General features: G+C 40.5%; 12 protein-coding genes and 1 pseudogene. 8 read left to right on the top strand and 5 right to left on the bottom strand.

Annotated elements, in window-relative coordinates; all coding sequences use genetic code 11:
* Positions 1-97: 97 nt before the first annotated feature.
* From I5J82_RS15110 to I5J82_RS15095, 4 genes and pseudogenes are all read left to right on the top strand, one after another.
* Complete coding sequence (locus tag I5J82_RS15110; protein WP_198768543.1) at positions 98-1402, top strand: alpha/beta hydrolase; 1305 nt, start codon at positions 98-100, stop codon at positions 1400-1402.
* Positions 1403-1556: 154 nt separating this feature from the next.
* Positions 1557-1742: pseudogene (locus tag I5J82_RS15105) on the top strand (galactokinase); the annotation flags it as partial.
* The gene (gene galE, locus I5J82_RS15100; protein ID WP_198768541.1) at positions 1743-2762 is read left to right on the top strand and encodes a UDP-glucose 4-epimerase GalE; all 1020 of its coding nucleotides are present in this window, start codon (positions 1743-1745) and stop codon (positions 2760-2762) included. It begins immediately after the preceding pseudogene.
* A gap of 148 nt (positions 2763-2910) precedes the next feature.
* Positions 2911-3249 carry a hypothetical protein gene (locus tag I5J82_RS15095; RefSeq protein WP_198768540.1) on the top strand — a complete coding sequence of 113 codons (339 nt, stop codon included), beginning with the start codon at positions 2911-2913 and terminating at the stop codon, positions 3247-3249.
* 57 nt (positions 3250-3306) lie between these two features.
* Here the strand turns inward: I5J82_RS15095 and I5J82_RS15090 are convergent, their stop codons facing one another.
* Positions 3307-4998, bottom strand: coding sequence for a bifunctional metallophosphatase/5'-nucleotidase (locus I5J82_RS15090; protein ID WP_233096501.1), 1692 nt, complete (start codon positions 4996-4998; stop codon positions 3307-3309).
* A gap of 284 nt (positions 4999-5282) precedes the next feature.
* Between I5J82_RS15090 and I5J82_RS15085 the strand changes: the two genes are divergently transcribed.
* Positions 5283-5723, top strand: coding sequence for a hypothetical protein (locus tag I5J82_RS15085; RefSeq protein ID WP_198768539.1), 441 nt, complete (start codon positions 5283-5285; stop codon positions 5721-5723).
* 27 nt (positions 5724-5750) lie between these two features.
* On the opposite strand, the gene I5J82_RS15080 is transcribed toward I5J82_RS15085, so the two are convergent.
* Positions 5751-6602, bottom strand: a complete 852-nt coding sequence (locus I5J82_RS15080; protein ID WP_198768538.1) for a copper amine oxidase N-terminal domain-containing protein — start codon at positions 6600-6602, stop codon at positions 5751-5753.
* 252 nt (positions 6603-6854) lie between these two features.
* Here I5J82_RS15080 and I5J82_RS15075 point away from each other — a divergent pair, with 252 nt between their 5' ends.
* The 3 genes from I5J82_RS15075 to I5J82_RS15065 all read left to right on the top strand — a co-directional run bounded on the left by I5J82_RS15075 (position 6855) and on the right by I5J82_RS15065 (position 9925).
* Positions 6855-8135 carry a DUF5068 domain-containing protein gene (locus I5J82_RS15075; RefSeq protein WP_198768537.1) on the top strand — a complete coding sequence of 427 codons (1281 nt, stop codon included), beginning with the start codon at positions 6855-6857 and terminating at the stop codon, positions 8133-8135.
* A 350-nt stretch (positions 8136-8485) separates the two neighbouring features.
* Positions 8486-8950 (top strand): hypothetical protein, encoded by a 465-nt coding sequence (locus I5J82_RS15070; RefSeq protein WP_198768536.1) that lies wholly within the window; start codon positions 8486-8488, stop codon positions 8948-8950.
* A gap of 216 nt (positions 8951-9166) precedes the next feature.
* Positions 9167-9925 (top strand): TrmB family transcriptional regulator, encoded by a 759-nt coding sequence (locus tag I5J82_RS15065; protein WP_198768535.1) that lies wholly within the window; start codon positions 9167-9169, stop codon positions 9923-9925.
* A gap of 252 nt (positions 9926-10177) precedes the next feature.
* Here I5J82_RS15065 and I5J82_RS15060 read toward each other — a convergent pair whose 3' ends face one another.
* The 3 genes from I5J82_RS15060 to I5J82_RS15050 are packed head-to-tail and all read right to left on the bottom strand — an operon-like array spanning position 10178 to position 14124.
* Complete coding sequence (locus I5J82_RS15060; protein WP_198768534.1) at positions 10178-10858, bottom strand: DUF1266 domain-containing protein; 681 nt, start codon at positions 10856-10858, stop codon at positions 10178-10180.
* Positions 10859-10873: 15 nt separating this feature from the next.
* A complete protein-coding gene (locus I5J82_RS15055; protein WP_198768533.1) occupies positions 10874-12424 on the bottom strand; it encodes a J domain-containing protein in 1551 nt (516 codons plus the stop codon).
* Positions 12421-14124: a molecular chaperone HscC gene (locus tag I5J82_RS15050; RefSeq protein WP_198768532.1), complete on the bottom strand. Its 1704-nt coding sequence runs from the start codon at positions 14122-14124 to the stop codon at positions 12421-12423. Before I5J82_RS15050 ends, I5J82_RS15055 begins: the two co-directional genes overlap by 4 nt.
* Between the last annotated feature and the right edge of the window lie 68 nt (positions 14125-14192).

Below are 14192 nucleotides of genomic sequence, written 5' to 3'. Positions count from 1 at the left end.
ATCTAGATAAAGCCCTTCGCCTTATTGAAAGTGGTGATTTTGGTCTGTAATCTTATATTCAAATAAGGAAATATAAGGTAGAGAAGGAGGCTATACCATGTTTCGGATTGTACTTAAGAGTTTGCTTACACTTCTGTTGATCATTCCCCTTTATCCAAGTGGACAGGCTCATGCACAAGTGGAGCTGATTTCCGACACGCCGTTAAGTGAGAGACTTTACGACATTACGCTCGATAGTCCGTCCTTAGGAAAACAGACATCACTGCGAGTCATTTTGCCAAAAGGTTATGAGGAGTCAGAGCAAACATACCCTGTTCTTTACTTGTTACATGGCTGCTGTGGTGACTACAAAGCATGGACGGCTCGAACGGATATTGAAAAGATAACAGAGGATCAGCCGTTGATTGTTGTAATGCCTGATGCAGGGAGAGGTGCGAGTTATTCGGATTGGTATAACGGAGGTGCCTATGGACCGCCGCAGTGGGAGAAGTACCATATAGAAGAACTCATTCCGTGGATAGAGCAACATTATCGTGCAAAAGGAACAAGAGAAGGACGAGCGGTAGCTGGACTGTCCATGGGTGGCTTTGGTGCGATGTCTTATGCGGCAAGACATCCTGATCTTTTTGTAGCAACGGCTTCGTTTTCAGGTGTACTTGATACGAACTTAGACCCCGAGTTTTTAGAGAAGACGATATTTCAGAATCAAGAAAAAGTGCCACCAGGAACGGTTTGGGGTGATAGAGAAGCGAACGAGATTATTTGGAGAAGTCATAATCCTTGGGATTTAGCAGAAAACTTGGAAGGTGTCGATCTCGCCATACACACAGGAACAGGTGAGGCAGGTGGACCGTTGGATGGAGGTTTGGAATCTCCGGTTGAAGAGACTTGCTTTATAATGTCAACCAGTCTGCATAATCGGTTAGAAGAACTGAACATTGCACATGTGTGGGAAAGTTACGGACCAGGCTCTCATACGTGGGGATATTGGCAGCGCGATCTCCACCAAACGTTGCCACGATTCATGGACATCTTTAATGATCCTCCTAAAGCACCGATACCTTTTCAATATAAGTCGGCCGAATCATCCTTTTCTGTTTACGGCTGGGATATTGAATTTGATCGAGAGGAAATGGAGTTTGCTAGATTATCTGACGTGACGAAGAAAGGATTTAAACTTCAGGGTTCAGGAAAAGCAGAAGTTCAGACAGCACCTTGGTTCAAGCCGAACGAAAAATATCAGGTGAAGATTAAAGGTGATCGAGGTGCTAAAGTTGTGAAGACACGTGCAGATGAAGAGGGAAAATTGCGTGTTAAGTTAGATTTTAGTTCGAATCATGTAAGGGACGAGTTGTCTGTTAGTATTAAACAAATGAAACATAAAAATAGTAATAGTAAATGAGTATTCTTAAGTAATCTAATCGTAGCTAAGTACTTATTTACACGTTCTTAAGAGAAGGCTGTGTCCTTCTCTTTTTGTTTTGAAATTAGATCTTCTAAGATTGGTGCAATGATTATTATTACCTCTAAAGACTCATATGTATAACATTAAGCAATTAGGTGCACGTATGACCGGTGCTGGATTCGGTGGTTGTGCAATAGCCATTATTGAATGCGAGAGAATAGATGAATTTGTTGCAAGAGTCGAACAAGAATATCAAGAGAAAATCGGCTATGATGCAGACTTTTATGTAGCGAGTATTGGTGATGGTGCTAAGGAGATTACGAGGGAGGTCGTCTAGATGAGTATTCTTGTTCTTGGTGGTGCGGGTTACATTGGTTCCCATGCCGTATATGCGTTAATTCAACAGAAGTATAAAGTGGTTGTTGTAGATAATCTCCAAACGGGTCATAAACAGTCTTTGCATCCTGAAGCTGTTTTTTATGAAGGCGATATTCGGGATGGAGATTTTCTAAGATCTGTTTTTTCAAAAGAGGAAATTACAGGGGTTCTTCATTTTGCTGCTTATTCACTTGTTGGAGAATCCATGGAAAATCCTTTAGCCTATTTTGATAACAACGTATATGGAACTCAAAAGTTACTAGAAGTTATGGTTGAATTTGATGTGAAACACATTGTTTTTTCTTCTTCTGCCGCAACTTATGGAGATCAAGATGTTATGCCGATTACAGAAGTTATGGAAACAAATCCTTCAAGTACGTATGGCGATACCAAGTTGATCATGGAAAAGTTAATGAAATGGTGTGACACAGCTTACGGTATGAAATATGTTTCTCTTCGCTACTTTAATGTAGCGGGAGCACGTTCCACGGGTGAAATTGGAGAAGATCACAGTCCGGAAACACATTTAATCCCACTCGTTCTTCAGGTCGCTCTTGGAAAAAGAGAATCCATCTCTATTTTCGGAGATGATTATCCCACAGAGGATGGGACTTGTATCCGAGATTATATTCATGTAGAAGATTTGATTGACGCTCACATCTTAGCTCTTCAGTATCTTCAAAATGGTGGCGAAAGTAATATTTTTAACCTTGGAAGCAATAAGGGGTATTCCGTTCAACAAATTATTGAGTCTGCAAGAAAAGTAACGGGACATCCTATTCCGGAAATAGTGACACCAAGAAGAGCAGGTGACCCAGCAAGTTTAATTGCTTCTTCAGACAAAGCCGTGGAAATTTTAGGCTGGGAGCCTAAGCGCACCGACATTAATAAAATTATTGAAGATGCATGGAAATGGCAACATTCACATCCTGAAGGTTATACCTATAACCCTATAACCAGTAAGTCGTTCATTCAATGAATCGCTACGTTATAAAATGAGGTATTCAATTAACAGTAAAGTAAACGGTTAGAACAGTATTACTTTTAAAGACTTCAAACAGTTTTACCACATTACTATTAACAGCTTATAATAGTAGAAAAGCTTATAAAGTTAGGATTATTAAAACATGAAAAAAATAGTTAACTGGTTTATCGAACCATACATCATCATAACCTCTGAGTGGAAACTTCTCTCTGCACGCAATAATGAACCTATAACAGCTTCTGAAAAAAGACGAATTAAAGAACTGCAATTCTTTAACATCATGCTAGCTGCTGTGTATACCTTTTTTTTCTATATGTTTGTAGGTGACTTGTTCATGCTGATACGCGGAAACTGGGTTTCGCTGCTGGGGGTGGTATTTGGCTTCTTGATGATGGTGCTTCTAAAGAGGATACAAATCTTCCGGTATCTCAAGCGGCGTGATGCTTATATTAAAAATGACGAGACACGTATTGAAAAATAGGGCTCGCCACCACAAAAAAACAAGCTGACTCTGCTATAGAGTCAGCTTGTTTTCTGTCTACTTTTTCGCTACATCCACAATACGACCTTCCACTTTCGGATCGACCGTCTTCAATTTAGCTACATAATCACGTAAGTTCTCCCAGTCAGATAGTCCAAGATCTGTTACGCGGCCTTGCTCATAAGCGGTTTTGAATACTGTGAATCCATCTCCACCTTTTGCAGTGAACGCATTCGTTGCGATCACATATTCTTTCGCTGTGTCTATTGTTGTGTAAGAGCCATCTGGGTTCTTAACTTCCATCGAGACAACGCGGCTGCCAACAGCTTTAGTGCTGTCATAAGTAAACTTCATACCAGACACGTGTAAGAACCCGCCGCTTTCTTTTGGCGATTGACTCACGCTGTGCTCAAGAGCTGTCTTTATCTCAGCACCTGTTAATTTCATAGTTGCTAGTGTGTTACCAAACGGAAGCGTTGTTAAAACATCACCGTATGTGATCGGACCAGCATCGATTGGAGCACGGATTCCGCCACCATTTTGAAGGGCAATCTCCACATTTGGATTAAGCTCTTTTGCTTTATCTAGCATGCCATCTGTGATGAGGTTTCCGAGTTCTGTTTCGTTACTTCTCACGCTCGGTCCGTCTGTACTTGAACGCGGGTTTTCGAGCGCATTTACAGCTTCGCCGCCAGTCGGTGTATTTTTTAGCTCTTCAATTTTACTAGAATATTTTTTCAATAATTCAGTAGCTTCCGGATCATCTGTTTTTGTTTTAACTTCGATTAATTTTCCAGTTTGTCCGATGACTTGCCCTTTTTTATTGAATTGTACATCCAATGTACCTAGAAAATCACCATATTGATAGGCTTGGACAATAACCGTAGAAGCATCTTTCTGTTTGTCATTTTCATCTTTATCTACTATAACAGGCTCAGCTAATGTTGTGTGGCTGTGCCCCCCAACGATAACATCGATTCCATCAACGTGCTTGGCTAGTTCTAGATCGTTGTCATACTGAGGATTGTCATCATATCCAAGGTGAGTGATCGCTACGATCTTGTTCACGCCACGACGTTCTAATGACTTAACTGCTTTTTGTGCAGATTCAATATAGTTATTAAACTTTACGTTTTCAGGACTTGCGATGTCTGCTGTTTCCTCAGTTGTAAGACCGATGAACCCAACTCGTTCATGGTTCACGCGTTTGATCACAGCAGGATAGATGTTACTGTCCTTTGCTTTAATCGGAATTCTTTTATTTGTCAGTTCCTTCATGTTTGCGTCTTCTGAAAAGTCTACATTAGAGCTAACGAAAGGAAAATCTGCCTTTTTTACAAAGTTAGCAAGTGCTTGGTGACCTTCAGGACTCGATCCCAGGTCAAACTCATGGTTACCAAATGTCATAAGGTCATAGCCTGCTAGGTTCATAAATTCAAGATCGGCTTGTCCTTTAAACTCATTAAAATAGAGGGTGCCAGAGAATACGTCGCCAGCATCCAGCAGCAGTGCATCTGGTTTTTCGGCGCGAACTTCTTTAATAGCGGTAATACGTTTTGCCACATTGTCTAAATGTGCATGCGTGTCGTTCGTGTGCATCAAAGAGAGGTTGAACGTTCTTGGATGGTGTTTCTTTTTATGTGTTTCTTGCTGAGGTGCAGCATAGGAAGCGGTTGCAATTTGTGAAGAAAGAAGGCCAACCGCAAGTGAGGAAGCTAGTAATCTTTTAAACGATTGTTTAACGGACATAACATCACGATCCTTTCTAATTTGTCATACTATTCTAATATAGCATGATTACTAGAGAAGGGAAGTTGAAGTTTAAAATGGGGTGCTGGAAAAAATGCTTTCGAGAAGCAGGATAAGAGTTTGATTGAGTCATCCGACCAAAAAGGACTGGAGCATCAAAAGATTATCCATGAGTATCATGAAGGTATGGAAACATTTACGAAGAAATATAACTATTGATTACATCCAACACAGATGAACGAACATCTTACCAAAGGTTTGCTATCAATGTATGGAGGAACGAGATGAATCCTAAAGAACTAATAGAGATCATAACTGTTGGTGGTGCCCTTGTAACGATTGTCATTCTTTCCTCTTTTTTGAAAGGGAAATACCGTAAGATCAGCTTGAGCTTTGCCATCATACTATGGTTAGTATTCTCTGTATTTTTTGTAGTTCGCCCAATATGGATCGACGCACAAATTACTAAAAAGGTAGAATTATTAAAACCTTATTTAGAGAAGCAGTATCCTAATGAGCGTTGGACAATAACTACCGTCCCACATCGTAAAGAAGGTTTCAAACATTTAAATCCGTATGTGATCTCTGTTGTATTTGAGAATGAACCGGCTGTTACTTATTACTTTTGGGTAAAAAACAAAAACAATATCTCTCAAAAGGGCTTATCTACAAGTAAGAATAAACATTATTTGAAGCATGGAGACGTTAAAAGCACTGCGGAGTAATCTTCCGCAGTGCTTTTTTGTGCATCATTATTTCACACTAATATATTCCAGATGGTTCGAATCGATAAAGTGGAACCCCATAGAGTGCTTTGTATCATTCCAAACATAAACAGTGGTTCCTGTCTTTTGGTCGGTATACATTTTATGTGGCTTTCCTAACGTATCTCTTACTTTGTTTAATGAAAGTGCTTCAAATGCTTGAGGATACACACGAAGTTCTTTGATATATGTATTTCCATGTCTGAACATCTCATAGTATAGTCGGTAATCGCCATACGTGTAATAACGTTCCTTGTTATTTACAGCTTGTGGTGCACCTAGCATTTCAAAGTACTGATCGTCGTACTGACTAATGATACCGATAGGGAAGTTTCCTAGTTTGCCCTCTTTAAACTGAGAGAGAAGATCCTTGTTAAGCTCTTCTTTTGTAAAAGTAAGGTCAGAATATAGATTATCACCTGTAATGATGATGCTACTGATTTCTTTGACCCAGTCGACCTTCAAACCCATATGCTCACTAAGAAAGCGAAGCGGGATCATCGTTCTGCTGTTCTTCGCATAAGACGGAGCAGGCATCTTTTTTTCTACCCCATTGATATAGGCACTATCAGAACCTACTTTTGTCTTTAAAATATAATCTTTCTTTTCTCCTGTGATCTCCATCGTACTAGGTGTGTAAGTGAGTTTCACTCCTAGCAATTCAAAAACTTTTCGTAATTCAATAAATGTGACACCGTTTTGCGTTTTTACTTGATTCGTAAAACTCAGCTTTTGCCCCTTCATATAAACAAAGGGAGCGTTCATTGCTGATGCTGATCGTGGAGAGAACATACCAAACATGATCAAGAGAGCAAGTAGTAGAACACTGATTTTCTTCACTTTTCATCCGCCTTTACTATTCTTTTTCCTACAAATTCCATTATATAGTTAATTAGAAATAAATGGATAAAAATTCAGGTATTTGGTTCTTTAGACTTAAGAGTAAATATGGAATTAAGTGTATGATCAGAGAGTTGTGTTTTTTAACATAAATACATATTTTTACATATTAATAGGTTTCATATCTGTCGAATAATGGTAAATAAGACAATGTGAAGAAATTGGAAGATATATATAGAAGGAGTGGTCAGTTTGTTGAAAGCTAAGTCTAAATCTAAGTTCGTTGTTGTGGCAGGACTATCTGCTGTCCTCATGCTAAGTGGATGTGGAGATAGCGAAAAGGCATCAGGAGATAAGGAAGAGAAAGAAGTAAAAGTTGAAGAGAAAGCAAAAGCTGCTGACGAGCCGAAAAAAGAAGAGAAAAATGAAGAGAAAAAAGAGGAGCCAGCAAGCGGTGATTCGGGCGAAGTGTTGAATCCTTACATAGAAGAAGATACAGGTGGAAAAGTTGAAGTCCTGTATACGAATAGCAATCCTGGGTTCGTAAATGAAGGTAGTGGCTTTAAAGTTACAATTGATGAGTACCAACTCGTAAAAGTGACGGGTATGAACGAGTCAACAGCTGCACGTTTTGATGATTCACCAAACGGTTATATCCTCACGGCACGTATGTCTGTTGATAACCAATCTGGGAAAGACGTTTATTTTAACGGAACAACGAATATTCGTCTAACTGATAACCTAACGTACATTCCATCCAACACAAGAAATTTTATTGAAGAAGGAAAAGGACTGCGTCCGAAAACATATACAGAGGGCATCGACGGCAATACCAACATGTATAAAGCTGGTGAGAAGACGTCGGGTCTGATCACGTTCATGATCACAGAAGCGGATTACCAAACGATGACGAGTGTAAAACCAAAGTTCGTTATTGAAGCAAGCGCTGCACCAAACAAAGATTTCAGTGGTATGCAAGATTTTATGCAAGAAAAGATCTTTGATTTTGCATATAGCGGAGAACAAGCAAAGGCATCCGCAAGTGAGCAAAAGTTCTATCCAGACTTAATGTCAGCTAACAATCTAGCAGATAAGAAAATGATTTTTGAGAAAACAGGCATCGGACAAAAACAAACAGTCGGTGACATGGAAGTGACGTTAGAAGGCGTTCAGTACACAGAAGTCATCCCAACAGCAGGTAACGAGTCGCGCTTTGAAGATGCAGAGTTAGTCGCGTTAACGGTTAAAACGATGATCAAAAACAACGGTAAGAAAGAGATCGACATCTACAACGTACCTGGAAAAGTAACCATCGATAAAGACCGCGGATCAGCATTAAGCAATGCGTTCGCAGAGCCACGCGATCCGAAAAGTGTGAAGCCAGGCGAAGAGAAAGAAAAGTATACCGTATTCTTATTCCGTAAAGACGAATTCCAATTGTTCAAGTCGTTTGATTTAGAGGTTGGCCCGTTCTTTGGAGACGGAAAGTACCTGTTTGGCGAGAAAAAAGCGAAGTTTACGTTACCGAGGTAACATTTATATGGAACGGAAAGCACTCCTGATTATTGAGGAGTGCTTTTTGTATATTCAATTTTCAAAACCCTATGAGATAGCTAGACAGTGTGGATAGGGTCACAATCAGCCAAAAAACCTTTCTCCGTTTTGGGTCTGGCATTTTCACTTCTAGCAGTTTTTCCATTACCTCAAATATAATCCATACGGAAATGATGTTCCCGATGAATGTTAATAATAGATTTATTGTAGTTTCCATTTGTATTCCTCTTTTATTCTTTTCTAAATATATCGGGTGATTTCAGATGAAGTTAAAATATTCCATATCTTAAGAAGGAAGTGTATGCTCTTAACAGAATAGAGAGTTGTATTTGATTATTCGTGGAAAGTGGAAAGAAGGTAATGTTCTGAAGAATTTATTGTGTTTTTTACTTCTGTTGGTTATTAATGGTTGTACTTATGAAAGTGAAAATCCAAAGGTTCAAGGAGCAAGACAGATTGCTCTGATAGAAGAAGAAGGGAGAGCGAAAGTATTACAGGAAGGCAGACAACTTCTAAAAAAAGATGCCGACTTTATAATTGATTCCCTTTCAGCTAGGATCTGTGTTTTTGACAGAATGGAGTCTGGAATAGATAAAAGTAAAAAGATGCCGATAAAAATAGAACAAAAATTTAAGGGTTCTTTAAATAACAAAATAACTTACTATGCGTCTCAATTGCCGGTTGGAACCGAAGTGCAATTTATGTTAGAAAATGGTACGGAATGGCTGTATACAAAAGAAATGAATAAACCATCTAGCGTATATCGCTGTGACTATGTGAATGATGAGAGGTAATCTCACGAAAAACGCCAGAATTTCACGAATTTCATAATGATTCTTAAAAAAATCTCATTTAATTTCACGAAAATAAGAATATACTCGCGAGTCGACAATGTTCGACAGACCTAAAGTGATACATACTGCTAGAACGATGTGAGAAAAAATATTAAACATGCTATTATAAAGCAGATTACATTTGTTATGCATACATAACCGTTTTTAGGAGGAACCATGCTACAAAAATTCGGTTTTTCACAATACGAAAGTCAGGTGTTCGAGGTTCTTGCGTCAAGCGAGGAACCAATGGACGCGACAAATATCGTTAAATACTCGGGTGTTCCGAAATCCAAGATTTATGAAGTATTATCGCGCATGATCGAAAAAGGCATGGTGCTGGATTCGGTTTCAGAGAAGAAGAAACTGTATACCGCGCTACCGCTGTCGATCGTGATCGAGAAGCTGACGACAGAATTTCAGGAAAACGTGGAGCAGCTCAAAAATAATACGTCAAAGCGAAAATTTTACGATGAACACGTTTGGAGTCTGAAGGTGGATTCGTCGATCCGCGCGCAAACGAAGCAGCTTTTGCAAACAGCTGAAGAATCCATTCGCGTTTCTGGCTGGCAAGATGATATTCAAGAAATCCTACCAATTCTGCAGGAAAAGGAAAAGCAGGGCGTGGATGTGGAAGTGCTTGTTGTCGGTGAGTTGGAGTCTACGCTGTCCCATGTGCACACCTTGATTCCTGCACAGGAGCATCACTCGCTAGAGCGATTTCGCCTCGTTGTTGTCGATGAGACAGAAGTCATCTTTGCAGGGATGGAGAGTCAGAGTTGGCAAGCATTGAAGACCAAATCCCGGCCATTTATCAAAGTTTTCATTGAGTTCTTTTATCATGATGTGGCGCTGGCTAAAATTACGGAGAAACATTCCGAACTGATGATGAATGATGAAGAGATTAAGAGCGTATTGATGAAGTTGAGATATTAAAAGATAGGGCTGACCACATAAGAGCACTTCAAGTGATCTTTGAATGGTCAGCCCTATTCATTTTATAGTCTGATTGAGTGGTAGCCGATATCCTATGAGTCAAAGTGTTCTCTATGGGTCGTAACTAGTCACCTATGGGTCAAACGAAGACTTCTATGGGTCAAAAAGGGAAGTCTATGAGTCAAACCTCAATCTATGGGTCAAACAAGCAACACCAACCGCCTCTATCAAGCTTGTTGCACCACACAACCACTACACATTCAAATTAGTATTCCAATCTGCATTTTGTAATGGGCTGTATTTAGATGTTAGAAGCTTGGTAAAGGTGGGCTCCATGGTTTTCATGAATGCTTCTGAATCAGCAGTAGAATTTTGACGAAATTGTACCCCTACAATAAATGATGTCACATATTCATTCCAGTTTGAAAAGAGTAATTGTGCCTGCTCAGCAGCACGTTGTGAGCGCTCGTCCCGGTCTTTTCTAATCAATGACATGTGTTTGAGATTACTCCATAATAGTGTAGCTGATTTTGCAAATATTTGGTTGTTATAGATGCAATGGGATATGTCGTACGCCGCAATTCCATGTTCGTTTAAGCGGTTCATATAACGGCGAACGACGCGGTACTTATGAGCGGTCTCTGCATCTAGTGAATCAATAAGTGAGTCCTGTTCATTTTCTGTTAATTGTAATAGCTCTTTCTTAATTGAAGAAAACCTCTTTTGAAAGCCTTCCGTGAGAAGCCAATCCAATTTAGTAGGTACAATCTCTTTATCTATTTTTCCAGTTAAATAAAGAGCACCAACCCTACTGACACCGTATTTAGGATGATTCACAGCCCAATAGTACGATCCCATGCCTTTAAAGCAAAGTACAGCGAGCGAATCGATGAAAAGAGACTTTTTTTGTCGACGTTTTCGTTTTTTAAACACGTGTATTCTCCTCTCTTATCGAAGTCCTCGAAAGATTTTTTTCCACTCTCGCCAAATGAAAAAAACGGAGACGAGGAATACAATCGACCAGATGGCTGGCCAAAAAATAAAGTCGTAAAAGTCCTGATCTGATGAGATGAACAAGTTAAGGATAAACATGAACATGAGCCAGAATGGGTTTGTTTTTTCATCGATTTCACTAACCTTCTTATAGCTGATATAGGCGAGTACGAGTGGGAGTAGCAGCCTCCATCTTAACTGGCTAATCAAGAAAATAAGCATTTTTTTCTTGAGAGAATAATAGTTCATCTCTTTCTTTAATTGGCTCTTCGGTATTCGACGCTTTAGCTTTTTGCGTATTTTCCGAGTATGTAATATGCGATTGATTTCGGCTAACATGGTGATCGCTTCTCCATCGTATGGTTCTATTTCTCGAATCCGTGTGAACTGTTTCCTCGCTTCAAGCCATTTTTCTTGTTTGAAAAACGCATGACCCAGCAGACTGATTACGTCCGTGTCATCTGGCCACGATGAGACCATAGCGGAGAGTAGGGTCTCTGCTTTTTCATATTGTTCACTCTTAACGTAGACAGTCGCGAGAAGAAACTTCGCTTCTTTGGTGTCTTGATGATGGAGCAACAGATGAGCTGCCTGGTCAAAGTCTTTTCTTAAAAGGAAAATCTGCGCCAAATGAGTAATAGTTTGCTGATGAACGGGTCGCAGGGAATAAGCTTTTGAAAGAAAAATTTCCGCCTCGTCGTAGGCTTGCTGATGTGCAGCTAGCAGTCCTTGGATGAGCAACAGATCAGGATCACCTGAGAAAATTTCTTTAGCTGCTGCCGCTTCATTTTCTGCTGAATTCATGTCTCCTTCAAAAAACGCGTCGAACGCTCTTTCTCTTGCTCGGAAGAATTCGTCATGATGGATGTCTTGCGCGTTTGCTGCAAATTCATATGATAAATCGAAAGAGGGTCCTATCCGTTTTTTGTAATAAGGAAAGAATCGTTCTTTTGTTTCTGTATCAAGAATATCGAGATCCTCTTTCATCAGCTCGTACCATTGGAACTGGTTCTCGAGAAGAAGCCAAATTTTCCTTGGTAAGAGATGATGTTCGGATATAAAGTAGAGAAGTTCCTCGCTTACTTCCTGCTTGTGCTCGATGCTCCATAGCAGTTCATCGTCTAATAATTCCAACCATGCCTCTTCCGAAATTCTTGATGTGATATCGCTATAAAGACTTTCAACATTTTCTATAAATGTTTCGATGGATTTTAGCGATTCAACATCAGGCAAGATAACAGGAGTTACTCTTTTTTGTTCTTGATTGTAATGAGAAAGAGAAGGTTCGGGCCAAGACGTTTCTACAACGGCAGCTTCAGCATGTGCCGGAACTCGCTCTCTTCTTTTTAAATCTTGTTTGGCACGATCAAAAGCTTCCCGAAGTCTTTGATAGCCTTCGGGATCATCTTCTGGATGGTGAACCTTCAGTTGTTTGGAATAGGCTTTTTTGATGACTGAAAGATCGTCTGTTGGTTCGATGCCTAGAATGGCCCAGTATCCGTTCATACGGTCAGCCAGCTTTCTGCTTGGTCGAGATCTTCTTTACATTTTGCAGCTGCTCGCTTGATAATATGTTCTTGCTGTGTCGAGAGCGCGAGTTCAAACTCCTCTAAAATTCTGGCTGCTAGCATTCGTTTTTCACCGATTGATTCTTCGTATAATCGTTCCCCGCGAGCGAGGATCAGTCGGTTTTCTGTACGTTCACGTGGATGAATCTTGATGTCTTTCAGCTTTTCCATCCTTGCTTGTATTTCTTCGGGAGTCATACTCCCGTCCTTTTGCTCGATTACCATCTTTTTCACTTGTCCTGTGCTAAGGGTGGTGACCTCCACTTCGAGCAATCCGTTCACATCGTATGTAAACCGGACATCTATGGGCTCTTTGCCCGCAGGTGCAGAAGGAATCTTAACAGAAAGTTCTCCAAGTTTCAGGTTGTTTTCAACAAGTCGGCTTTCTCCTTGGTAAATATCAATCGTGAGCTTTTTTTGATAATCGTCGATCGTGGCATAACGTTCAACCCTACTGACTGGAATGGGGGTGTTTCGCTCGATGATCGGACTGTAGTGACCGATAGAATATTGGTTTTCGCCTAATTTTTTTGTCGTGTTAATGCCAAGTGAATAAGGACACACATCGGTTAAAATCATTTCGTTTACCGCTTCGTTTCGTTCTTTGAGAGCTACTTGAACAGCTGTACCCAGACCCACGGCTTCATCAGGGTGGATGGAGGTAAAGGGCAGGCGGCCGAACAGTTTGCCGATCGTTTGTTTGATCATCGGCATTCTTGTCGCTCCACCAATTAAGATCACAGTATCAACGTCATCTGGACGCATATCGGCATCACGAAGTGCACGTTCCACCGGATTTCGCAAGCGGAGGATGAGTGGCTGTATGAGCCGGTCAAATTGAGCTCGGGTCACTTCTAGGCTATGAGTCGTATCATTCACGTTCAAGGTCATTACCGAACTCTGTATGTTTCTGCCGAGATCGCGTTTACACTGCTCAGCTTGCTTGAAAAGAGCAGAATGAGCATAAGCATCCAGATCATCGGAAGAGAGATTCTTTTCGTTCATAAAAAAGTTCATTAAGGAGTCAGTAAAATCTTCGCCGCCTAAAAAGTTGTCACCAGCAATGGATTTCACCTCCATCACTCCTTCAAAAAGCTCTAGGATGGAGACGTCAAACGTTCCGCCACCAAGGTCGAAAACAAGGAATTTTGTATCATCCTCTTTTTGGTGTAAGCCGTAGGCGATCGCAGCGGCTGTTGGTTCGCTGATCAGCCGGTCAACCGTAAGTCCGGCAAGTTCAGCTGCATATTTGGTCGCTTTTCGCTGTTGATCGTTAAAGTAAGCAGGTACACTGATCACTGCGTTTGTGATAGGCGTGTTTAAATGAGCTTCTGCATCGCGCTTTAATGACTGAAGCACAAAGGAAGATAATTCTTCTGGTGTGAACTCTAAACGTCCGAGTTGGTATATTTTTTTCGTTCCCATGTGGCGTTTGAATGCTGAAGCTGTAGTATGAGGGTGGGTGATCAGCCGTTCCTTGGCGATATCACCGACTAAAAGCACTCCGTTGTCATCAACGCTGACAATGGATGGAGTTAGGTTATGGCCGAGTACATTCGGGATGATAACGGGTCCGTCCTCTCCCCAATAAGCAACAAGGCTGTTAGATGTTCCAAGATCAATTCCAATCGTGGTCATTCGATCTTCCCCTTCAATCATGGCATTTTTTGCTAACAGTATTATATAGCTCATTTTCTGGAAATTCA

Source organism: Fictibacillus halophilus (assembly GCF_016401385.1).
Taxonomy (GTDB): domain Bacteria; phylum Bacillota; class Bacilli; order Bacillales; family Fictibacillaceae; genus Fictibacillus; species Fictibacillus halophilus.
Note: the sequence above shows the minus strand (reverse complement) of the source record. Positions and strands in the feature narration are given on the sequence as shown.